The sequence below is a fragment of the Kineosporia mesophila genome (assembly GCF_021129235.1).
Lineage (GTDB): Bacteria > Actinomycetota > Actinomycetes > Actinomycetales > Kineosporiaceae > Kineosporia > Kineosporia mesophila.
Window position 1 is genome coordinate 135,825 of record NZ_JAJOMA010000013.1, and the last position, 19,394, is coordinate 155,218.

Sequence of the window (19,394 nt, forward strand, 5' to 3'; positions counted from 1 at the left end):
ACCAGCCCCCTCGAAAACCCACGCAAGATCGGCCGGGAGCGTGTCGGGACCACCCGGTTACGCGTTTACGGGCCGGGGGCGCGACCATAGGTACGTGACCGAGACGCCCAGCACCAGCACACCGGCCTCGTCCTCCCAGGCAGCGGCACCGGCGCAGGTCGTCGGGTCGGCGGCGGACCGCAGTGCGGAGCACCGCCGCGCATCCATGAGCACCCGCCCGCGCGACATGATCATCTCGATGGCGGTCATCGTCGGCATCGTGCTCGTGCTGCTGCTGCTCGTGCCCCGCCCCAACCAGATCCCCACGCGCGACATCAACGTCGCCTCGGCCGCTCTCGGCGCGCAGCCCTCGGTGGGCTTCACCCCGGTGCAGCCCGACGTGCCGCAGGGCTGGACCCCCCGCGCCGCCGGCCTGGAGACCGGCACCACCAACAACATCGCCACCTGGCAGCTGACCTACACCACCCCGAGTGGCACGTACGCCGGTGTGCAGCAGGCCCAGAACGTCACCGAGGCCTGGGAGTCCCGGCAGGTCACCGACGGCAAGGAGACCGGCACCGAGACCATCGGCGGGGTCGAATGGGTCGTGCGCAGCCGCACCGACCGCGGCACCATCAGCCTGGTCCACCGCGGTGACGACGACATCACCACCATCGTCACCGGCACCGCCGCCGAACTGGAGATGGACCAGTTCGCCACGGCCGTTGCCACCGCCCTGAAGTAACCCGCCCCGCGGCGCTACTTCCCCACCCACCAGCTGCTGCTCGCGGCCATCGCCAAGTCCGGCCTCACCGATCTCACGGCGCTGATGGAGCGGGTCTTCACCGGCCCGCAGCCGGCCCGGGAACGTCTGCGGGCCGCGGCGCACGAGTACGTCGGCTTCGCTCAGGCCCGGCCGGAGATGTTCCGCCTGATCTTCCGTCACGACCTGCACCGGGGCAGCGGTTACTCGCTGCGCGTGGTCTGGCTGCCCCTGCTGGACGCGATGGCGGCCATGGTCGCCGACGCCGCACCGGCGGTGGACGATCCCCGCGAGCACGGCCTGCTGATCTGGACCCACGTGCACGGCATCGCCACCTTCGCGGCCGGTCTCACGCTGGAACCGGTTCTCACGCTGGAACCGGCCGGGCTCGACACTCAGATCGACTCCCTGGTCGAGAAAGCCGTGCGGGCCCAGCTGGCCTAGTCGTCCTCGGCGGGCAGCCGGGCGTCCAGCTTGGCCTGCGCCCCGGCCAGCCAGGTCTCGCAGCGCCGGGCCAGGGCCTCGCCGCGCTCCCACAGAGCCAGCGACTCCTCCAGTGTCTCGGCCCCGCTCTCCAGCCGCCGGACCACCCCGACCAGCTCGTCCCGGGCCTGCTCGTACGACAGCTCCGCCAGTTCGGCGTCGAGAGCAGCCGCCTCGGCCGCCGCCTTCTCGAGCGGGTCGTCGTCGGTCTTCTTCGGGCTGGGCGTCACGACGACGACCCTATCCGGCCGGGTCGGGTTGTCTCAGGCTTCAATCAGTGGCTTGGTGCTGGCCCGGTCCAGGCGGAACTCCACCAACCCGGCGGCCACCGGAGCGGCTTCCCAGTTCGGGGTGCTCGCGCCCGTCGCGTGTATCGCGGCACGAATCCATGAGAAGCCTTCTGCCGCGGCCTGCTCGGGTGATGAGGCGTCGACCGTCACTTCGATCTCGACGGTGCGAGCGGCCAGGTCGGCCCCCAGGCTGAAGTCGAGCAGAGCCTCGTTCCCCAGTTCCTGTGCGGCCAGGGCCTCGGCCACTTCCTCCAGGTGGGTGCTCAGCGTCGCGTCGTCTTCGGGCGTGCTGACAGACAGGCCCAGGTGCAGCTCGTACATCATGAGACCTTTTCCTTCCAGCAACCGGTGCGCTCCAACCACTTGCGTAGGTTCAGTGCGTACCTGGGGTTCGACGGCGTCTTGTGGACCCACTTGATGTGTTTGCCGCACATCGGGCACATGAGCCGCCAGATGTTGTTGTTCTTGTTGTATTCGACTGGCCAGTTGCGAGCTTCAGCGTCTTGCAGAACTTGCTCAATCTCTGGCACCCCGTGCCGAGGCCGACCCATCGATACCGTCCTCATCGTAATCGCTTGAACCGTGCAAGTCCCCTCGGGGAAGGGAAAATACCGTCAAATGATTGCTTTGAGTAGTTAAGCAAGTTCGCGGGGTGACTACTGGGTCTCTTGTGTTTGCCGGGTGACCTCGGCCGCGAACTCGCCTTCGTGCACGCGGATGCGCAGGGGGTCGCCGGGGGAGATCTCGCCGGCCGAGCGCACCACCTGACCGCCCGGCTCGCTGACCACGGCGTAGCCACGTTCCATCGTGGCCAGGGGGGAGAGGGCCCGGACCCGCTGACGCAGGTGGTCGACGTCCTGGTGGGCGTGGGAGAGACGGTTGGCCAGGGCCCGCGCGGCCCGTTCCCGCTGATTTGTGATCAGGTCGGACTGGGCCGTGAGCAGCCGATGCGGATCGGCGAGCACCGGTCGGGAGCGCAGCGAGGCGATCGTCGCGACCTCGCGCTGCAGCCGCGAGGTCACGGCCTGGCGAGCCCGGCGCCGGGTCTGGCGGATGCCGTCGAGCTCGGCCTTCATGTCGGGCACGATCCGCTTGCCCGCGTCGGTGGGGGTCGAGGCGGCGAGGTCGGCCACCAGGTCGAGGAGGGGTTTGTCCACCTCGTGGCCGATCGCGCTGACGATCGGCGTGCGGCACGCCGAGACCACGCGGAGCAGGGCCTCGTTGCTGAAGGGGAGCAGATCCTCCACCGAGCCGCCGCCGCGGGCGACGACCACGACGTCCACCATCGGATCGGCATCCAGCGAGCGCAGGGCGCCCACGACGTCCTCCACCGCTTTCGGGCCCTGCACCGCGACCGCGCGGATCTCGAAACGTACCGCGGGCCACCGGCGCCGGGCGTTCTCCACCACGTCGCGCTCGGCGGCCGAGGCCCGGCCACAGATCAGGCCGACGACGTTCGGCAGGAATGGCAGGGGGCGCTTGCGGTCGGCCGAGAACAGCCCCTCGGCGGTGAGCAGGCGCCGCAGATGCTCCAGCTGGGCGAGGAGTTCCCCGACCCCGACCGGGCGGATCTGCTCGGCGAACAGGCTGAGCGAGCCCCGGCGGGGGAAGAGCTGGGCGCGGGCGCGCATGACCACCCGGGACCCGTCCTGCAGCGGGGTGGGCAGCGCGTCGAGCACCCGCACGTGCACGGACACGTTGAAGGAGAGGTCGACATCCGGGTCGCGCAGCGTGAGGTAGCAGGTGGTCTGGCCGGGTCGGCGCGTGAGCTGCACCACCTGACCCTCCACCCAGACCACGGGTGACCTGGACACATAGTCGGTGAGCTTGGACGACAGCAGGCGCACCGGCCAGGGCTGTTCCGCTGTGGTCTCACCCGCCGTAGCCGGGATCTTCCGGGGCGTATTGCTCACCCGATCACGCTAGCCCACAGCGGACTCTCCCGATTCGCGACTTACCATGGAGTCGTGACTGCATCGAGCATCGCCTCCACGGCCCCCACGTCCGACGGCGCGCCCGCCGCCACCAAGCGGGTCCTGCTGGCCTCCCCGCGCGGCTACTGCGCCGGTGTGGACCGGGCCGTCGTGGCGGTCGAGAAGGCCCTGGAGGTCCACGGGGCCCCGGTGTACGTGCGCAAGGAGATCGTGCACAACCGGCATGTCGTCACCTCGCTCGAGAACAAGGGCGCGATCTTCGTCAACGAGACCGACGCGGTGCCCGAGGGCGCCATCGTCATCTTCTCCGCCCACGGCGTGTCACCGGCCGTGCGGGAGGCCGCCGACCGGCGCCTGCTGAAGACCATCGACGCGACCTGTCCGCTGGTCACGAAGGTGCACAAGGAGGCCGTCCGGTTCGCCGACGGCGACTTCGACATCCTGCTGATCGGTCACACCGGTCACGAAGAGGTCGAGGGCACGGCCGGTGAGGCCCCCGAGCACATCCAGATCGTCAACAGCCCCGACGACGTGGACAACATCGAGGTCCGCGACCCGGACAAGGTGGTCTGGCTTTCCCAGACCACGCTCTCGGTCGACGAGACCATGGAGACCGTGCGCCGCCTGCGGCAGAAGTTCCCCAACCTGCAGAACCCGCCGAGCGACGACATCTGCTACGCCACGCAGAACCGGCAGGTCGCGGTGAAGAAGATCGCTCCCGAGGCCGACCTGGTCATCGTGGTCGGCTCGCGCAACTCCTCCAACTCGGTGCGCCTGGTCGAGGTCGCGCTGGAGTACGGCGCCCAGGCCTCCTACCGGGTCGACTTCGCCACCGAGATCGACGAGGCCTGGCTGGAGGGCGTCAATACCGTCGGCGTCACCTCGGGCGCCTCGGTGCCGGAGATCCTGGTGCAGGACGTGCTGGCCTGGCTGGCCGAGCGGGGCTACGGCCAGACCGAAGAGGTCGTCACCGCGCACGAAGACCTGATGTTCTCGCTGCCGCGCGAGCTGCACCGTGACATCAAGGCGAAGGCCAAGGCCGCGCAGGGCTGAGCCTCTCGTCCCGAAAGCTTCTCGTCCTGAAGGTGCCGCGTTGTCCGACCGGACGGCGCGGCTCTTCCGCTTTGCCATGGCCCGCCCGAAAGACCCGTGTTCTGATGGGGGCGTCCGTTCGCCGTCGTTCGACGAAGAGGTTGATCGCAGATGGCAGGCAACAGAGGCGTTGCGTACGTGGGCCCCGGCAAGGTCGAGGTCCAGGACATCGACTACCCGAAACTGGAACTACAAGACGGCCCCGGGGTGCACCCCGACAACATCGGCCGGAAATGCCGTCACGGCGTCATTCTCAAGGTCGCCGTGACGAACATCTGCGGCAGTGATCAGCACATGGTCAGAGGCCGCACCACCGCCCCGCCCAATCTCGTGCTCGGGCACGAGATCCTCGGTGAGGTGGCGGAAGTCGGGCCCGACGTGGAGTTCCTCAAGGTCGGTGACCTGGTCTCCACGCCGTTCAACATCGCCTGCGGGCGCTGCCGCAACTGCAAGGAGGGCAAGACCGGGATCTGCCTCACGGTGAATCCCGCCCGCCCGGGCGCGGCCTACGGGTACGTCGACATGGGTGGCTGGGTCGGTGGGCAGGCCGAGTACGTGATGGTGCCCTACGCCGACTTCAACCTGCTGCGCTTCCCCGACAAGGACCAGGCGCTGGCCAAGCTCACCGACCTCACGATGCTGTCGGACATCTTCCCGACCGGCTACCACGGAGCGGTCTCCGCGGGCGTGAAACCCGGCTCCACGGTGTACATCGCGGGTGCCGGTCCGGTCGGCCTGGCGGCCGCCGCGGGGGCTCAGCTGCTCGGTGCGGCTGTAGTCGTCGTGGGTGACCTGAACGAGGAACGGCTCGCCCAGGCCCGGAGTTTCGGCTGCGAGACGGTCGACGTGTCCAAGGGTGATCCGAAAGACCAGATCCTTCAGATCCTCGGTGTTCCGGAGGTCGACTGCGGAGTGGACGCGGTCGGTTTCGAGGCCCGTGGGCACGGGGAAGGCGCTTCCGGGGAAGCCCCCGCCACGGTGCTGAACTCGCTGATGGAGATCACCGCCGCCGGTGGGGCCCTGGGTATTCCGGGGCTTTACGTCACCGGAGACCCCGGAGGTATCGACGAGGCGGCCAAGATCGGCTCGTTGTCCCTGAGTCTCGGTACCGGCTGGGCCAAGTCGCTGTCGTTCGTCACCGGTCAGTGCCCGGTGATGAAGTACAACTACGGGCTCATGCAGGCGATCCTCAACGACAAGGTGCAGATTGCCGAGGCGGTCAACGCCACGGTCATCTCCCTCGACGAGGCGCCGGAGGGGTACGCCGATTTCGACAAGGGCGCCGCGAAGAAGTTCGTGATCGATCCGCACGGCATGGTTTCCGCCTGAGATATCGGGGTGGTCGCCTTTCGTCGGCGACCACCCCGATAACCGTTGCTTTGAGGACGAGGTGGTGGCCTGCGTCCTCAAAGCCGGGTTCTCGTCGGGCCGGGTCGGTCAGGCCGGACGGGCCTCACCCGCCGGCTCCAGCACCACGATCGGGATCTCGCGGTCCGTGCGGGCCTGGTAGTCGTCGTAATCCGGCCAGGCGTCGGCCATCTCGGCCCAGCGGGCGGGCTTCTCGGCGGCGGTCGCCACCCGGGCCCGGACCGGCACGACCTGGTCCTTCACCTGGATCTGGGTATCGGGCTGGGCCTGGAGGTTGAGATACCAGGCCGGCGGTGCGTCCGTGCCGCCGTTGCTGGCCACGACCAGGTAGGCGTCGTCGAAACGGCGGTAGATCAGCGCGTGGGTGCGTGGCTGACCGGACTTGTTGCCCACGCTGTCGAGCAGCAGGATCGTGGTGCCGTAACGCCACTCGTGCCCGTCCGCGCCCCGGGTCTCGCGATAGCGCTGGATGTGCGCGGCGCCGTGCAGGTCGAGAGCGGTGCCGTTGGGGATGTCTTTCAGCGCCTCGACCACGGCCCGGGCGGTGCTGGCGCTGGAGGCCGGGTTCTGGCCGGTGATCAGTTTTCCGTCCACCACCACGGTGTCGCTCCAGGCCGGGCCGGTGGCCAGCTCGGCGCCCTGCTCGGCCAGGCGGCTCTCGAGGAACCACGGGGAGCGGTCACCCAGCCCACCCGCGTTCTCCTCCTCATCGGTGAAGGCGGTGATCCGGCGGCCCTTCAGCGCGGACCCGTCGATGCTCAGCAGACCCGCCGCACCGTGGCACAACGTGGCGACCACCTGGTTCTTCTTCACCGCCCGGCCCAGGATGCGCCGCAGGTCGGCGTCGTCGATCAGGTCGGTCATCGGACCGTGCCCGCCCGGCAGGTACACGCCGTCGTAGTCGGGGCCCGAGACCCGGCCCAGGTCCTTGGGGTGCTGGAGCTCGTCGCCGAGCCCGTCGAGGTAGGCCCGGAAGACGGGGGTGTTCTCGTCGTCGTCCGGCAGGCTCACCGGGTCGGCGGTCGGGGTGCGACCTCCCGGGGTGGCGATGTCGACCGCCACGCCGGCCTCGGTCAGTACCTGGTGCGAGCGCACGACCTCCTCGGCCCAGTAGCCGGTCGGGTGGGAGGTGCCGTCGGCCAGCGTGAGGCTGTCGGCCGCGCTGAGCACCATGAGGATCTTTGCCACGTTTTCTACGTCCTTCTCTTCAGTCGGCGTCCGGATGTATTCGTATCCGCTGCACCCCGGATGCCGCACGACGAGCAGACCCGCCGTCATCAGGTTTCTTATGATGGGCGGTGTGCAGGAACTGGACTTGCTGGATGCCTTCATGCGGGTCTTTCAGCGGGGGTCGATGACGGCGGCCGCAGCCGACCTCGGCGTGTCGCAGCCGGCCCTCACCGATCGCATCTCCCGCCTGGAGGCCCGGCTCGGGGTGCGGTTGTTCGAGCGTTCCCGGCGGGGCACCCGTCCCACCGTGCACGCCGAACGCCTGGCCACCTCCGTCGGTGAGCCGTTGAGCCGGTTGCGGGAGGTGATGCGGCCCCCGTCCGAGCCTGCCCCGGTCTCCGGACTCCTGCGACTCGGCGGCCCGGCCGAACTCATGGCGCTGCGCGTCCTACCGGCCCTCGCCCCCTTGCTCGGGGCCGGCCTACGGGTGGACATCCGCCTGGGTCAGGCCCACGAACTCCTGGCGGCTCTGGCCCCCACCGTGCCGCCGGTCTCAGTCCGGGCTTCCGTGACGTCGCCGACCCTGGCCGCTCCGGTGGCTGCGGGTCCGGCGGTTGGTGCTGCGGGATCTTCCCCGGGTACGGCGCCTGTCGTGAGTTCACCGGTTGCGGAGCCTGCTACTACCTCTTCGGGCCCGGTGCACCGTTTGTCTCCGATGGCATCCTCCTTCCCGGAGCGGTCAGCTTCCGGCCTGGCTCCCGCCCCGATCCCGTCACCGGCTGGGCCCGGATCCGAACTGGACCTGGTGATCTCGGCGGTTCGCCCGAAACTGCCTGGCATCACCGCGGTGCCTCTGGTCGACGAGGAGTTCGTCCTGGTCGGGACGGCGTCGCACGCCCGGTCCATCGACCCGGCCGAACTGGCGAATGATCCGGTGGCGGCGCTCGCGCATCTTCCGCTGGTGGCTTACGGCGTCGACCTGCCGATCGTGAGACGTTACTGGCTGACCCTTTTCGGTCGGCGACCGCCGAACCGGGTGGCCCTGACCGTGCCCGACCTGCGCGCCGTGCTGGCCGCGGTGACGGCGGGCACCGGCATCAGCGTGCTGCCCCGCTACATTGCCTGCCCGGCGCTGGAGGCCGCGAGCGTGCAGGTGCTGCACCGCGGCGAGGAACTGCCGCTCAACACGGTGTACCTGGCCTGTCGGACGGGGGAGGAATTGTCGCAACCACTGGGTGCCGTGCGGGAACGTCTGCTGCGGGCAGCGGGGGACTGGGGCACGTTGTGACGGGATGCGGGTTCCAGCTCTGTTGACGGCGCTGCCCCGGGGTGCGACCTGGGGCAGCGCCGGCCGGGTGGCTTTCGGAGGTCGGATCTCGATCAGTCGTTCTGGTTCGTCGGATCTACCGTGCCGTTGCCGGGGGAGGGCACCTGGTCGATCGTTATGGAACGGGCTCGTTCCGGCCGTAGTTCTCTTCTGCCCTGCCGGGTTTCCAGATCGAGGTAGTTGCTGCCGGGCTGTGGGGGGCCGGTGATCAGCTCGTCGGCGGTCAGGGGGCGGGGGCTGGACTCCAGCGGGGCCACGGTGGGGAGGTCGTGGTCGACGAGGTCGAGATCCTGCATCTTGCGGGCGGTGACGAGTACGCGGCGTTCGAGGGTGCCGACCAGGGCGTTGTAGTCCTCGACCACGCGGTGCAGGTCGCGGCCCAGCTTGCTCGCGTGCTCGCCGAGGCCGGCCAGACGGCGGTAGAGCTCGGAGCCGATCTCCAGCAGCTGCCGGGCGTTGCCGCTCACGGCCTCGGACTGCCAGGTCAGGGCCACCGTGCGGAGCAGGGCCAGCAGGGTGGTGGGGGTGGCCAGCACGACGCGGCGGGCCATCGCGTGCTCCAGCAGGCTCGGGTCGGCGGTGCAGGCGGCGGCCAGGAACGCCTCGCCCGGCACGAAACACACCACCAGCTGGGGGGTCGGCTGGAACGCGAGCCAGTACTCCTTCGCCGCGAGCGCGTCGACGTGGGCCCGCAGGGCCTTCGCGTGGGCGCCGGCCGCGGCGCTCAGGGCGGCCTCGCCCTTCTCACTGGCCTCGAGGAAGGCCGCGAGAGGAGCTTTGGCGTCGACCACGATGTACTTGCCGCCGGGCAGGTTCACCAGAAGGTCGGGGCGCACACCGTTGCCGTCGGGGGTGGTGCCCGTGGCCTGGGTGAGGAAGTCGACGCGGGGCAGCATGCCGGCGTGCTCCACCACTCGGCGCAGCTGCACCTCGCCCCAGGCACCGCGGGAGGTGGGGGAGCGCAGGGCGCCGGCCAGGGCGGCGGTCTGGGCCCGCAGCGACTCACCCGACGCCTGGACGGCGGTCAGGTGCTCGTCCAGCCGGGAGAACTGCTCCACCCGGTCGCGCTCGAGCGTCTGCACCTGTTTCTCCACGCGCTGCAGGGTCGCGGACAGCGGGGACAGGGTGGCGACCAGCTCGTGGTCCTGACCGGCCGCGGCCTCCAGATCGGTGACGCGCTCGCGCAGTAGGTCACGCTCGGCCTCCAGAGAGGCCTGGCGGGCCCGCAGCAGGGGCTGGAACGCCGCCCGCGCGCCGAACGCCGCCAGCGCCAGCCCCAGGATCAGGCCGAGCAGGAACCCCACCGCGGTTGTCATGACGGCCACGATGCCAGGCGCCACCGACAGTAATGGCGGCGATACCCGTTCGGGACCGGAGCGGGGCCGGTCCGGGAGCGGATGACCCGGCGTCGGGGCTGTGCGAATCGCCCCGGCCGCCCCGGCCGCCCCGGCCGCCCGGCCGCCGAGCCGCCTGGCCTCACCCGTCCCCGAGGTCACCTGGCCACCCGGTTCCGCCGTGCCCGACCATGATCGTGTGCATTCGCTGCGGTCGTCGCGCACGGAATGCACACGATGATTGATCACGGACCCCAGGGCCCGTCCCGGCGAACGCCGGTGGTCACCACGCCAGGAGTTGTCCTGGCGGTTCCCCGCGCACCGACAGCGGGTGGTGACCCGGACCGTGGTCGGTGCTCGTGTGCGTCCGCAATTCGGGCCTCGTGACCTGTGGCCAGTAACCTGGCCCCGTGGCACTCACCATCGGCATCGTCGGTCTCCCGAACGTCGGCAAGTCGACGCTCTTCAACGCTCTCACCAAGGCAGAGGTGCTCGCGGCGAACTACCCGTTCGCGACGATCGAGCCCAACGTCGGGGTGGTCCCGCTGCCCGACGAGCGGCTCGGCAAGCTGGCCGGGGTGTTCGGCAGCGAGAAGCTGATCCCGGCCACGGTGTCGTTCGTCGACATCGCGGGCATCGTGAAGGGCGCCAGCGAGGGTGAGGGCCTGGGCAACAAGTTCCTCGCCAACATCCGCGAGGCCGATGCGATCTGCCAGGTGGTGCGCGCGTTCGTCGACGACGACGTGATCCATGTCGCCGGCCGGGTCGACCCCGCCGACGACATCGAGGTCATCCACACCGAGCTCATGCTGGCCGACCTCCAGACCCTGGAGAAGGTCATTCCCCGCCTCGAGAAAGAGGTCAAGGGGAAGAAGGCCGACAAGGCCGTGCTCGACGCCGCCGTCGCCGCGCAGAAGCTGCTCGAAGAGGGCGTGACGCTGGCCAAGGGCGCCGCGAAGGCCGGCATCGAGATGGAGCACCTGCGCGAGCTCAGCCTGATGACCAGCAAGCCCTTCATCTTCGTCTTCAACGTCGACGAGGACGGCCTGTCCGACGAGAAGCTGCAGACGAAGATGCGTGAGCTGGTGGCCCCGGCCGACGCGATCTTCCTCAACGCCAAGCTGGAGTCCGAGCTGATCGAGCTGGACGCCGAGGAGGCCGCCGAGCTGCTCTCCAGCGTCGGCCAGGAAGAGTCGGGCATGGACCAGCTGGCCAAGGTCGGCTTCCACACCCTCGGCCTGCAGACCTACCTCACCGCCGGCCCGAAGGAGTCCCGCGCCTGGACCATCCGCCAGGGCTGGACCGCTCCGCAGGCCGCGGGCGTCATCCACACCGACTTCCAGCGGGGCTTCATCAAGGCCGAGATCGTCGGCTTCGACGACCTGATGGAGACCGGCTCGATGGCCGAGGCGAAGTCCAAGGGCAAGGTGCGCATGGAGGGCAAGGATTACGTCATGCAGGACGGCGACGTGGTGGAGTTCCGCTTCAACGTGTAGGCCTCGCCATACCTGCTCGTGTGTCTCGTACGGGGGACGATCGTGGGGCGCCTGGGCTCGGTGTGAAGTTGCTGGTCAGGCGTGGTACATCATTCCACCATGATCGAAAAGGTTTCGTTCCCGAGTTCGGTCGGGCCCATGCTCGCGGGTGTGCTCGAGGTGCCGGACGGCCCCGTGCGGGGGTGGGGCGTCTTCGCCCACGGGTTCACGCTCGGCAAGGACTCCCCGGCGGCCGCGCGGATCTGCCGGCGTCTGGCTCGTGAGGGCATCGGGATGCTGCGCTACGACAACCTGGGGCTGGGTGACTCGGAGGGTGACTGGGGCGACGGGTCCTTCACGGTCAAGATCGCCGACACCGGCAAGGCCGCCGAGTTCATGGCTGAGCGGGGTGGGCCCGTCGAGCTCCTGGTGGGTCATTCCTGGGGTGGTGCCACGGTGATCGCCGCGGCCCGGGAGATCGCCGGCGTGCGCGCCGTGGCCACGGTCGGGGCTCCGGTCGACCCGAGTCGCGTGGAACGTCACTACGATGCGGTGGTCGAGAAGGTTCTGGCCGAGGGCTCGGCCGAGTGGCTCATCGGGGGCAAGGCCCTGACGCTCAAGCGGTCGTTCGTCGAGGACGTACGGGCGTCCGAGTTGCGCGCCCGGATCCGCGAGCTGCGCCTGCCCCTTCTGGTGATGCACTCGCCGACCGACAACACCGTCGGGATCGAGAACGCCAGTGAGATCTTCCAGATCGCCCGTCATCCCCGCAGCTTCGTCTCGCTGGAGGGGTCGAACCACTTTCTCACCGGCGCCGGACAGGCGGATCGCGCGGCCCGGATCATCAGTGCCTGGGCGGATCCTTATCTGAGTCCGGAGCCTGGTCCTCGTCCCCGGGTCGAATAATGCCCGGCCATTAAACCGGGATCGCATTTTTGAGTCCCCTCAAGGGAGACCGGCCACTGCCACCCGGCGCTACGGTCCTGACGTTCACGCTCTGCGTGGTCGGGGCGACGGGTTCGTGAACCACGAAGAGCCCGCCGGGGAACTGGTGGTCGACCGGCCTCGCGGTCAGGCTGTTTCACGCGTTCGACTAATTCACGAGCGTGATTCACCGACGCGCGGCTAGGTTCGCCGTATGAGGGTCTGGGTGAGTGGGGCGCGGGGGAAGCTGGGCCGCGAGGTGTGCCGGCAGCTCGAGGCCGAGGGGCATCAGTACGTGCCGGCGGATCTGGTGCCTGATGCGGAGGGCCATGCGGTCGATCTGCTGGATGCCGGCGCGGTCGCGGAGTCTCTGCGTGATTGCGACGCGGTCATCCATTGCGCGGCCATCCCCAGCCCCGAGAACATCGAGCCGGTCGAGCTGGTGCGGATCAACACCCTCACCATGTTCAATGCCCTGGAGGAGGCCTGGCGGGCGGGTATCCGGACCGCGGTGCTGGCGTCGAGCGGATCGATCTACGGGCCGGCCTGGTCGCCGGAGCCGCTCGTCCAGCCCTACCTGCCGGTGGACGAGGACAGTCCGCTGCAGTACGTGGATCCCTACGCGCTGACCAAGGACTTCCTGGAGCGCACGGGCCAGATGTACGCCCGGCGGGGGATGACGGTCACAGCTCTGCGTTTTCACTGGATCCTCGCGGTGCCGGAGGTGCGGAGCGTCGCCGTTCCGATCCCGGAGGCCGACCAGGTCCACAACCTCTTCGGCTACGTCGCTCTCGAGGACGCGGCCCGGGCCTGCCTCCTGTCGCTGAAACCCCGGCCCGGAACCGGTCCCTACGAGGTCCTGGTCATCGCGGCCGACGAGACGACGAGCGAGACCCCGACCGGTGAGCTGCTGGCCCGGCACAGTCCGCAGTCCGTGCTACGCCGTGCTTTGCCAGGCCATACAGGGGCTTTCGAGCTCGCCCGGGCCAAGGACATCATCGGCTGGGAACCCCGGGCCACCTGGCGCCGCAGCTGATGGAGCCGGTGATCCAGTGGCTCCAGGTGACCTGGACGAAGGCATTCCGGGGGCAGCGCCTCGGTCTCTTCTGAGCACGACAGGCCTTCATAGGATGACGCCGTGACTGAATCCTCACGAATTCTGCGTGTGGACGGGCTGGTCAACGCGCGCGATCTGGGTGGCCTTGCGCGCACCGGCGGTGGGGAGACGCCCTACGGCATCTTTTCCGGTCCGAGATCGTCGACCGGATCACTCCGGCCGGGTGGGACCAGGTGTACGAGGCCGGTATTCGATCGGTCATCGACCTGCGGACGCCGGGGGAGAGGGCCCGGGACGTCCAGGACCGCCCGGCCTGGCTGACGACGGTGACGGTCGATCTCGACGGGCCGGAGAACCGCGAGTTCTGGCCCTATTACGAGGACAGCGGTCTGGACGGTACTCCGCTGGTGTTCCTGCCCCACCTGGCGGCCATGCCCGAGCGGATGGGCGCGGTGCTCACGGCCCTCGCGCAGGCGCCCGAGGGCGGGGTGCTGTTCCACTGCATGGGCGGGCGTGACCGTACGGGTCTGACGGCGATGGTGCTTCTGCACGTCGCGGGGGTGCGGCCGGAGGTCGTGGCCGATGACTACCTGCAGACGGCCCGGCTGGGTGGAGTTTTCGCCCTCACCACCGACGCGCAGCGCGAGTTGATCCCGATCGACGAGCTGCTGCGGCAGCACGGCACGACGGCGGAGCGGGCCTTCCTGGAGGCACTCGCCGGACTGCGCCTGGATGAGCTGCCGCTTTCGCCCGAGGTCCGTCAACGGGTGATGACATGGCGAGGAGTCCTTACCCACGGATAAACCGGGATCAAACTCGGCCAACACTGGAGCCTTTGCGCATTCGATGCCCTATTGTTACCAATGTGCACCGCCCTCCCGGGGCTGGTGGCAGACACGGTGAGGGGAACAGGCTCTTGGCTCAGCACGACAACACCGGCCCTCGTCAGCGCGGCCGTCATCTGGCCCGTCGCCTTCGCGGTTCGGAGAACGAGTCGACGGCCCTGCAGTGGAAGCCGAGCGCCGTGGTCGAGGCGCACACGGGCCCGATCGCGATCGACGACCCGTCCACGCGACTGGGCAAGCTCAAGGCGATCCGTGACCACATGGCCGCGCCCGACCCTGCCTGATCGAACAACGCCTGACCAAAACGGCCCTGCCTTAATAAAAACCTGCGCCATCATGACCGTCATGCAGATCGAAGTGGCGGTCGGGGACATCACCGCCGCTGATGTGGACGTCGTGGTCACCGCCGCGAACCGGTCACTCATCGGTGGTGGTGGGGTCGACGGTGCGGTGCACCGGGCGGCGGGCCCGGAACTCTTGCAGGCCCTTCGCCCGCTGGCCCCGTGCCCGCCCGGCGAGGCGGTCATCACCCTGGCCTTCGGCCTGGGGCCTCGCATCCGGCACGTGGTGCACGCTGTCGGCCCGCGGTACGGGGTGGACGAACCGGCGGACGATCTGCTCGCCTCCGCGTACGTGTCCTGCCTGCAGCGGTGCGACGAGGTCGGCGCCACCAGCGTGGCGTTCCCCGCCCTCTCGACCGGCGCCTACGGGTTCCCGGTGTTCGAGGCCTGCCGGATCAGTATGGACGCTCTCCACGGCGCACAGAGTGCGGTCACCCGGTGCGTGCTGGTCGCCTTCGACGAGCGCACCCGCAAGTTCTGGGAACGCGCCCTCTCCGTCTGATCCCACCCGCAGAATGGTGGACATGGCCGGTGCTTCCGCTCCTCGTGCGTCCGGGCCGCGCTTCCCGCCCGAAGTGGTCACCGGGCCATGAGACGCCGGTCCGTGGTCGTGGCGTCGGTGATCGGTGTCGTTCCGGTGCTCTGGGCGATCGCGTGGTGGCAGCGTCCGGACGGGACCGTCGCCACCGACCGGACGCCGCGATCGTTGCCAGCGCTGTGAGCTGGCCCCGGCAGGATTCTGCCGCGCGCCTTCTCAACGCGGTGCTCGACACCCGGGCCGGTCGTTCGGGCGGGATAGCGGTGGTGAGAGCTGAAGACCTGAAGGCGGGCGCCCGAACGAATCCGATGGCAGAGCTGGTCTTCCACATGCATTCCGACGCGTCGGAGGGTTGGTTCGGGCAGGTGGATGCCATGGATGCCTGCTATCGGGCGACGTTCAACTACTACGGTGTCATGGGTGAGCCCGGCCGTATCCACTGCCCGGAAGACCTCACCCCGCTGAGACCGATCCCGCTGCCACCTCGCGTCGACCCATTTGTGGAGAGCTACCTCCACCCCGAGGACGCGCCGTAATCCGGTGGAAGGTCCTGCGGCCGAGTACGTAACGTCTGTGGATATGAACACCACGGTGACGCTCTGGCGGCTGACCGGCCCGGCCGAGCTCGAGCTGGTGCGGGAAAGCGGCTGGAAGCGCTGGCCCCCACGCCTGCCGGACCAGCCCATCTTCTACCCGGTGCTCAACGAGGACTACGCCGTGCGGATCGCCCGGGACTGGAACGTGCCGGCGTCCGGCGTCGGGCACGTGACCCGGTTCGAGGTCCGCCGCGCGTACCTGGAACGGTTTCCGGTGCATCAGGTGGGAGGCCGGACGATTCTCGAATACTGGATTCCGGCAGAGGAGCTCGAGGAGTTCAACGACAACATCGTGGGGCTGATCGAGCTCGTGCAGACCTTCTGAACCCAACGACAACCGGCCGTCGAAGCCCTTCAAGGGAGGCTTCGACGGCCGGGCCAGGAGGTCGGTCGAGGTCAGCCGGCCGCGCGGTAGGCCTCGCCGGGCTTGGTGACGGAGCCGTCCGGCCGGTACAGGCCGGTCTCGTCCTGGCCGTTGGTGGAGGTCGGGAAGGCGAACCAGGAGTAGTGCTCGACATAGCTCAGGGTCTCGAGCATCGTCGTCGACGACGTCACGAACTCGGCCTGGTTCGTGGCCGAGGGGAATTTCTGGGCCCCGGCGGCGAAGTTCATCAGCGAGTACTCGGTCAGCCAGATCGGCTTGCCGTACTTCTGGTGCACGGCCTCGATGTACGACTTCAGCTGGGCGGTGGCGTTCGCGCTGCTGAAGTCCGAGCCGTACCAGTGCAGCGTGATGAAGTCGACGTCGTAGCCCTTGGTCCTGGCGCCGGCCATGAACTTGTCGAGCCACTGCCCGTCCTGGTCGGCACCCCAGGCGACGGCCGGGCTGCCGAGACGCATACCGGTGGCTTCCAGCTGCGGCCAGAGTTCGAGGGCCTTGTCCACCGTCATGTTCGACTGCTCACCCAGGTCGGGCTCGTTGAAGCCGAGCAGGGTGTTGCCGTTCTTCTGGGCGGTGGCCAGGTTGGCGCTGGTGACGGAGTCGGCGCCCCAGATCATCGGGACGAAGTCGACGCCGGCGGGGGCACTCACGCCCTGCGGTTCGGGTGACCAGTTGTAGAACCAGCTGACGCCGGAGTCTTTCAGCGAGGCGGTGATGCCGTCCTGCTTCCAGAGAGCGGCCCCCTTCTTCACGGAGCCGACCGTGTCGGTGCCCGACCCCGAGCCCGACCCCGTGCTCTTCGTGGGAGTCGGGGTCGGCGCCGCGGTGGGCGTCTTGGTCGCGGCGGCCTTGCGGGCCTTCGCGATCCGGTCCCGCAACGCCTTCGCGCGCTTCCGGGCGGCCGCGGCCTTCTTCTTGAGCGCATCTGCGGATGCGGTGGAAGTGGCCGTGCGGGCGGACGAGGTGGGCGTGGCGGCGGCCTGCGGTAGGTCGGCCGCGACCAGCGAGGTCTGGGCGGCGTTCGCGCCCGACGAGCGCGAACGCAGTCCGAGGTAGCCGAACCCGCCCATGACCAGGGCGATGGCGGCGATGATTCCGACGAGGCGTTGGTTCCGGCGAGTCACGTCGGGAAGCGTAGGAGGGTTCGCGCCAAGCCCGGTGAGGCAAAAGACCTAACGGTGACCTGAACAGTTCTGCGACCGGGGAAGGCCCGACTGGTGAGCCAGGGGTTCCCCGGTCGTGCAGAATGTGCTCAGTGCGCCGAGTATCCGCCGTCGACGAGGTGATAGCTGCCGGTGATGAAGCTCGCTGCGTCGGAGGCCAGGAAGGCGACCAGTGCGGCGACCTCGTCCGACGTGCCCAGCCGGCCCAGGGCGTGCTGGTCGGCCAGGAACTTCTGGGCGTCGGCGTCGAGAGTGGCGTCCACCAGCGGGGTGTGGATGAAGCCGGGACCGACGGCGTTGACCCGGACACCCTGCGGAGAGTGCTCCAGAGCGGCGTTCTTGGTCAGGCCGAGGAGACCGTGCTTGGTGGTGACGTACGCCGAGTTGTTCGCGATGCCGACCGATCCCAGCACCGAGGCCATGTTGACGATCGAGCCGCCGCCGTTCGAGATCATCGCCGGGATCTGGGCGTGCAGGCCGTAGAAGACGGCGTTGAGGTTGACCTCGACGACCTTCTTCCACTTCTCGATGTCGTACTCGGCGATCGGGGCGGGCGGGGCGCCGATGCCGGCGTTGTTCACGGCGATCTTCAGGGGGGCCAGGGCGTTCGCGGCGTCGACCATCGCCGAGTGCGAGGCGACATCGCTGACGTCACCGACGAAGGCCTGGGCCACGCCACCGGCGGCCTCGATCTCCTTCGTCACCAGGTCGGCGTGCTCGGCGCTGATGTCCGACACGATGACAGCGGCGCCGTTGGCCGCCAGCAGAAGGGCGATGGCCCGCCCGATGCCGGAACCGGCACCCGTGACGATTGCCGAACGGCCCGCTACGTCGTAAGTGGCCATGATGTTCTCCGTCCTCAGGCAAGGGGACGAGCGGCCGGTCCGGGGAGTTCGTTCGCCCCTTGCAATGTGTTGTGTTGACATCAAGTTAACCGACGACTGTCGGATAGACATTCCCGGGAGGGTTCACGAATGGACGCACGGCAACGCCGGAGCCGCGAGCGGTTGCACCAGGCCGTGCTCCGGTTGGCTCAGGAGCGCCCCGTCACTCAGGTCAGCGTGTCCGAGCTGGCCAGGGAGGCGGGCGTCCACCGATCGACGTTCTACGAGCACGCCTCCTCACCGGACGAGCTGCTGCGTCAGGCCCTGCTGGCCGACCTCGACGAGCTGCGTCAGGGCCTACTGGACGAGACCGGCCGGGACCTGGGTGAGGTGGTGACCGAGGTGACGGTCGGCGTGATGAGGCATATCGAGCAGAACATCCACATCTACCGGCGTGACCTCGCGTACACGTCGGAGGTCGGTCTGCGCTCGATGCTGGGCTCGCACTTCCTGCAGTCGAGCCAGCTGCTGCTGACGCTCGCCCGCGTGCGCGTCGAGGTACCGGTCAGCGGTATCCCCGACGAGGTGGCCGCCGACATCGCCGCCCGGCTGGTGGCCGACGGCACGGTCGGCGCGATCGCGGGCTGGCTGGAACGCCCCGAGCTCGGCATCGACGACTTCATGCGGATCTATGTGCAGATGCTTCCGCAGTGGTGGCCGCTGAGCGGTGTGGCCAAGAACTGAGAAGAACCAGAGATTGAGGACGACGAACAGCCCCGGCCGAGCTGATCGTCGTCCTCAAGCAGTGAAGGTCAGGCGAAGCTGCGGGCGATCTGCTCGATCCGGTCCCGCCGGGCCGCCCGTTCCGCGGCGGTGACGTCGGGCAGGTTGGTCTTGCCCGGCAGGCGCCCGGCCGAGCCGTCGATGAGCTCGCGCACGATGTCGGCCTGGCCCGCGTGCCGGCCGGTCTCGTAGATCATGTGGATCAGGATCCGGTGCAGGGTGACGGTCGTGCTCCCGGGCCGCCACCAGGGCACGGTGCCGGTCGCGTCGAGATCGAGGGCCTCGATGGTGGCGTCCGAATGGGCCTGGACCCGGCGGTAGAGGTCCCGGATCTGGTCCGGCGTCTCGTCGGCCGTGGCGTACAGGTCGGCGTCGGGCTCGGCGTCCTCGGCCAGGCAGGCGAACGGCTCGTCGGCGAACGGCCGCCCGAAAACGCTGCCGAAGTAACCGGCTTCCACCATGGCCACGTGTTTGAGAAGTCCCAGCAGATTCGTGCCGGTCGGTACCAGGGGGCGCCGGAGGTCGCACTCCGACAGGCCCTCCAGCTTCCACAGCAGGGCGTCCCGGGTCTCCTGCAGATATTCGCGCAACTGGCTCTTCGTGTCCCCTGTCATGCCGCCATCGTGGCAGGCGAGGCGCTCGGCAGCTGGAGTATCTACGCGGGCCATCCTCACCCGTCGTTACTGGCGGGCGGGGCCTGGAGCATCGGGTGCAGGTCACGCCGGA

The 19,394-nt window shown here is 69.0% G+C and carries 23 protein-coding genes; 15 read left to right on the forward strand and 8 right to left on the reverse strand.

Going from position 1 to position 19,394, the window contains the following annotated elements; genetic code table 11:
- Positions 1-94: 94 nt before the first annotated feature.
- Together LR393_RS19460 and LR393_RS19465 are read left to right on the forward strand one after the other, a co-directional pair.
- Positions 95-724, forward strand: a complete 630-nt coding sequence (locus LR393_RS19460) for a DUF4245 domain-containing protein (protein ID WP_231485395.1) — start codon at positions 95-97, stop codon at positions 722-724.
- Between the two features lie 84 nt (positions 725-808).
- Positions 809-1,186, forward strand: coding sequence for a TetR-like C-terminal domain-containing protein (locus LR393_RS19465; protein ID WP_231485396.1), 378 nt, complete (start codon positions 809-811; stop codon positions 1,184-1,186).
- Here the strand turns inward: LR393_RS19465 and LR393_RS19470 are convergent.
- The 3 genes from LR393_RS19470 to xseA form a co-directional block, all read right to left on the reverse strand.
- Complete coding sequence (locus LR393_RS19470) at positions 1,183-1,455, reverse strand: exodeoxyribonuclease VII small subunit (RefSeq protein WP_231485397.1); 273 nt, start codon at positions 1,453-1,455, stop codon at positions 1,183-1,185. The genes LR393_RS19465 and LR393_RS19470 overlap by 4 nt on opposite strands.
- A 33-nt stretch (positions 1,456-1,488) precedes the next feature.
- Positions 1,489-1,839 carry a hypothetical protein gene (locus LR393_RS19475; RefSeq protein WP_231485398.1) on the reverse strand — a complete coding sequence of 117 codons (351 nt, stop codon included), beginning with the start codon at positions 1,837-1,839 and terminating at the stop codon, positions 1,489-1,491.
- A gap of 332 nt (positions 1,840-2,171) precedes the next feature.
- Positions 2,172-3,428 (reverse strand): exodeoxyribonuclease VII large subunit, encoded by a 1,257-nt coding sequence (gene xseA, locus LR393_RS19480; RefSeq protein ID WP_231485399.1) that lies wholly within the window; start codon positions 3,426-3,428, stop codon positions 2,172-2,174.
- A gap of 54 nt (positions 3,429-3,482) precedes the next feature.
- Here xseA and LR393_RS19485 point away from each other — a divergent pair, with 54 nt between their 5' ends.
- Both LR393_RS19485 and fdhA read left to right on the forward strand, forming a co-directional pair.
- Positions 3,483-4,502 (forward strand): 4-hydroxy-3-methylbut-2-enyl diphosphate reductase, encoded by a 1,020-nt coding sequence (locus tag LR393_RS19485; RefSeq protein WP_231485400.1) that lies wholly within the window; start codon positions 3,483-3,485, stop codon positions 4,500-4,502.
- Between the two features lie 150 nt (positions 4,503-4,652).
- On the forward strand, positions 4,653-5,870 hold the full coding sequence (gene fdhA / locus LR393_RS19490) for a formaldehyde dehydrogenase, glutathione-independent (protein WP_231485401.1): 1,218 nt from the start codon (positions 4,653-4,655) through the stop codon (positions 5,868-5,870).
- A gap of 108 nt (positions 5,871-5,978) precedes the next feature.
- Here fdhA and LR393_RS19495 read toward each other — a convergent pair whose 3' ends face one another.
- Positions 5,979-7,097, reverse strand: a complete 1,119-nt coding sequence (locus LR393_RS19495) for a nitroreductase/quinone reductase family protein (protein ID WP_231485402.1) — start codon at positions 7,095-7,097, stop codon at positions 5,979-5,981.
- 112 nt (positions 7,098-7,209) lie between these two features.
- Between LR393_RS19495 and LR393_RS19500 the strand changes: the two genes are divergently transcribed.
- Positions 7,210-8,367: a LysR family transcriptional regulator gene (locus LR393_RS19500; RefSeq protein WP_231485403.1), complete on the forward strand. Its 1,158-nt coding sequence runs from the start codon at positions 7,210-7,212 to the stop codon at positions 8,365-8,367.
- A 92-nt stretch (positions 8,368-8,459) separates the two neighbouring features.
- Here LR393_RS19500 and LR393_RS19505 read toward each other — a convergent pair whose 3' ends face one another.
- Positions 8,460-9,722, reverse strand: a complete 1,263-nt coding sequence (locus LR393_RS19505; protein ID WP_231485404.1) for a DNA recombination protein RmuC — start codon at positions 9,720-9,722, stop codon at positions 8,460-8,462.
- Positions 9,723-10,150: 428 nt separating this feature from the next.
- On the opposite strand from LR393_RS19505, the gene ychF reads away from it, so the two are divergent.
- The 9 genes from ychF to LR393_RS19545 all read left to right on the forward strand — a co-directional run bounded on the left by ychF (position 10,151) and on the right by LR393_RS19545 (position 15,841).
- Positions 10,151-11,236 (forward strand): redox-regulated ATPase YchF, encoded by a 1,086-nt coding sequence (gene ychF / locus LR393_RS19510; RefSeq protein ID WP_231485405.1) that lies wholly within the window; start codon positions 10,151-10,153, stop codon positions 11,234-11,236.
- A gap of 99 nt (positions 11,237-11,335) precedes the next feature.
- Positions 11,336-12,121 carry an alpha/beta hydrolase family protein gene (locus LR393_RS19515; protein WP_231485406.1) on the forward strand — a complete coding sequence of 262 codons (786 nt, stop codon included), beginning with the start codon at positions 11,336-11,338 and terminating at the stop codon, positions 12,119-12,121.
- Positions 12,122-12,353: 232 nt separating this feature from the next.
- Positions 12,354-13,175 carry an NAD-dependent epimerase/dehydratase family protein gene (locus LR393_RS19520; protein ID WP_231485407.1) on the forward strand — a complete coding sequence of 274 codons (822 nt, stop codon included), beginning with the start codon at positions 12,354-12,356 and terminating at the stop codon, positions 13,173-13,175.
- Positions 13,176-13,429: 254 nt separating this feature from the next.
- Positions 13,430-13,999 (forward strand): tyrosine-protein phosphatase, encoded by a 570-nt coding sequence (locus tag LR393_RS19525; RefSeq protein ID WP_231485408.1) that lies wholly within the window; start codon positions 13,430-13,432, stop codon positions 13,997-13,999.
- Between the two features lie 113 nt (positions 14,000-14,112).
- A complete protein-coding gene (locus LR393_RS19530; RefSeq protein ID WP_231485409.1) occupies positions 14,113-14,325 on the forward strand; it encodes a hypothetical protein in 213 nt (70 codons plus the stop codon).
- A 61-nt stretch (positions 14,326-14,386) separates the two neighbouring features.
- Positions 14,387-14,884, forward strand: coding sequence for a macro domain-containing protein (locus LR393_RS19535; RefSeq protein ID WP_231485410.1), 498 nt, complete (start codon positions 14,387-14,389; stop codon positions 14,882-14,884).
- 87 nt (positions 14,885-14,971) lie between these two features.
- A complete protein-coding gene (locus LR393_RS35520) occupies positions 14,972-15,103 on the forward strand; it encodes a hypothetical protein (RefSeq protein WP_269327517.1) in 132 nt (43 codons plus the stop codon).
- Positions 15,104-15,144: 41 nt separating this feature from the next.
- The gene (locus LR393_RS19540) at positions 15,145-15,456 is read left to right on the forward strand and encodes a hypothetical protein (protein ID WP_231485411.1); all 312 of its coding nucleotides are present in this window, start codon (positions 15,145-15,147) and stop codon (positions 15,454-15,456) included.
- A gap of 43 nt (positions 15,457-15,499) precedes the next feature.
- Positions 15,500-15,841, forward strand: a complete 342-nt coding sequence (locus LR393_RS19545) for a hypothetical protein (RefSeq protein ID WP_231485412.1) — start codon at positions 15,500-15,502, stop codon at positions 15,839-15,841.
- A gap of 71 nt (positions 15,842-15,912) precedes the next feature.
- Here the strand turns inward: LR393_RS19545 and LR393_RS19550 are convergent, their stop codons facing one another.
- Positions 15,913-17,022 (reverse strand): glycoside hydrolase family protein, encoded by a 1,110-nt coding sequence (locus tag LR393_RS19550; RefSeq protein ID WP_231485413.1) that lies wholly within the window; start codon positions 17,020-17,022, stop codon positions 15,913-15,915.
- 128 nt (positions 17,023-17,150) lie between these two features.
- The gene (locus tag LR393_RS19555; protein WP_231485414.1) at positions 17,151-17,906 is read right to left on the reverse strand and encodes an SDR family NAD(P)-dependent oxidoreductase; all 756 of its coding nucleotides are present in this window, start codon (positions 17,904-17,906) and stop codon (positions 17,151-17,153) included.
- A 129-nt stretch (positions 17,907-18,035) separates the two neighbouring features.
- Between LR393_RS19555 and LR393_RS19560 the strand changes: the two genes are divergently transcribed.
- Positions 18,036-18,629 carry a TetR/AcrR family transcriptional regulator gene (locus LR393_RS19560; protein ID WP_231485415.1) on the forward strand — a complete coding sequence of 198 codons (594 nt, stop codon included), beginning with the start codon at positions 18,036-18,038 and terminating at the stop codon, positions 18,627-18,629.
- 68 nt (positions 18,630-18,697) lie between these two features.
- On the opposite strand, the gene LR393_RS19565 is transcribed toward LR393_RS19560, so the two are convergent.
- Entirely contained in the window at positions 18,698-19,282 is a 585-nt protein-coding gene (locus tag LR393_RS19565) for a DinB family protein (protein ID WP_231485416.1), read from the reverse strand.
- Positions 19,283-19,394 lie beyond the last annotated feature (112 nt).

Excerpts from the sequence above, each read along its gene's own strand:
- LR393_RS19515 (WP_231485406.1), top strand. The coding sequence starts at position 11,336 with ATGATCGAAAAGGTTTCGTTCCCGAGTTCGGTCGGGCCCATGCTCGCG.
- LR393_RS19505 (WP_231485404.1), bottom strand. The coding sequence starts at position 9,722 with ATGACAACCGCGGTGGGGTTCCTGCTCGGCCTGATCCTGGGGCTGGCG.
- LR393_RS19565 (WP_231485416.1), bottom strand. The coding sequence starts at position 19,282 with ATGACAGGGGACACGAAGAGCCAGTTGCGCGAATATCTGCAGGAGACC.
- LR393_RS19535 (WP_231485410.1), top strand. The coding sequence starts at position 14,387 with ATGCAGATCGAAGTGGCGGTCGGGGACATCACCGCCGCTGATGTGGAC.
- LR393_RS19560 (WP_231485415.1), top strand. The coding sequence starts at position 18,036 with ATGGACGCACGGCAACGCCGGAGCCGCGAGCGGTTGCACCAGGCCGTG.
- LR393_RS19465 (WP_231485396.1), top strand. The coding sequence starts at position 809 with ATGGAGCGGGTCTTCACCGGCCCGCAGCCGGCCCGGGAACGTCTGCGG.
- LR393_RS19545 (WP_231485412.1), top strand. The coding sequence starts at position 15,500 with ATGAACACCACGGTGACGCTCTGGCGGCTGACCGGCCCGGCCGAGCTC.
- LR393_RS19475 (WP_231485398.1), bottom strand. The coding sequence starts at position 1,839 with ATGATGTACGAGCTGCACCTGGGCCTGTCTGTCAGCACGCCCGAAGAC.
- fdhA (WP_231485401.1), top strand. The coding sequence starts at position 4,653 with ATGGCAGGCAACAGAGGCGTTGCGTACGTGGGCCCCGGCAAGGTCGAG.
- LR393_RS19520 (WP_231485407.1), top strand. The coding sequence starts at position 12,354 with ATGAGGGTCTGGGTGAGTGGGGCGCGGGGGAAGCTGGGCCGCGAGGTG.
- LR393_RS19555 (WP_231485414.1), bottom strand. The coding sequence starts at position 17,906 with ATGGCCACTTACGACGTAGCGGGCCGTTCGGCAATCGTCACGGGTGCC.
- LR393_RS35520 (WP_269327517.1), top strand. The coding sequence starts at position 14,972 with ATGAGACGCCGGTCCGTGGTCGTGGCGTCGGTGATCGGTGTCGTTCCG.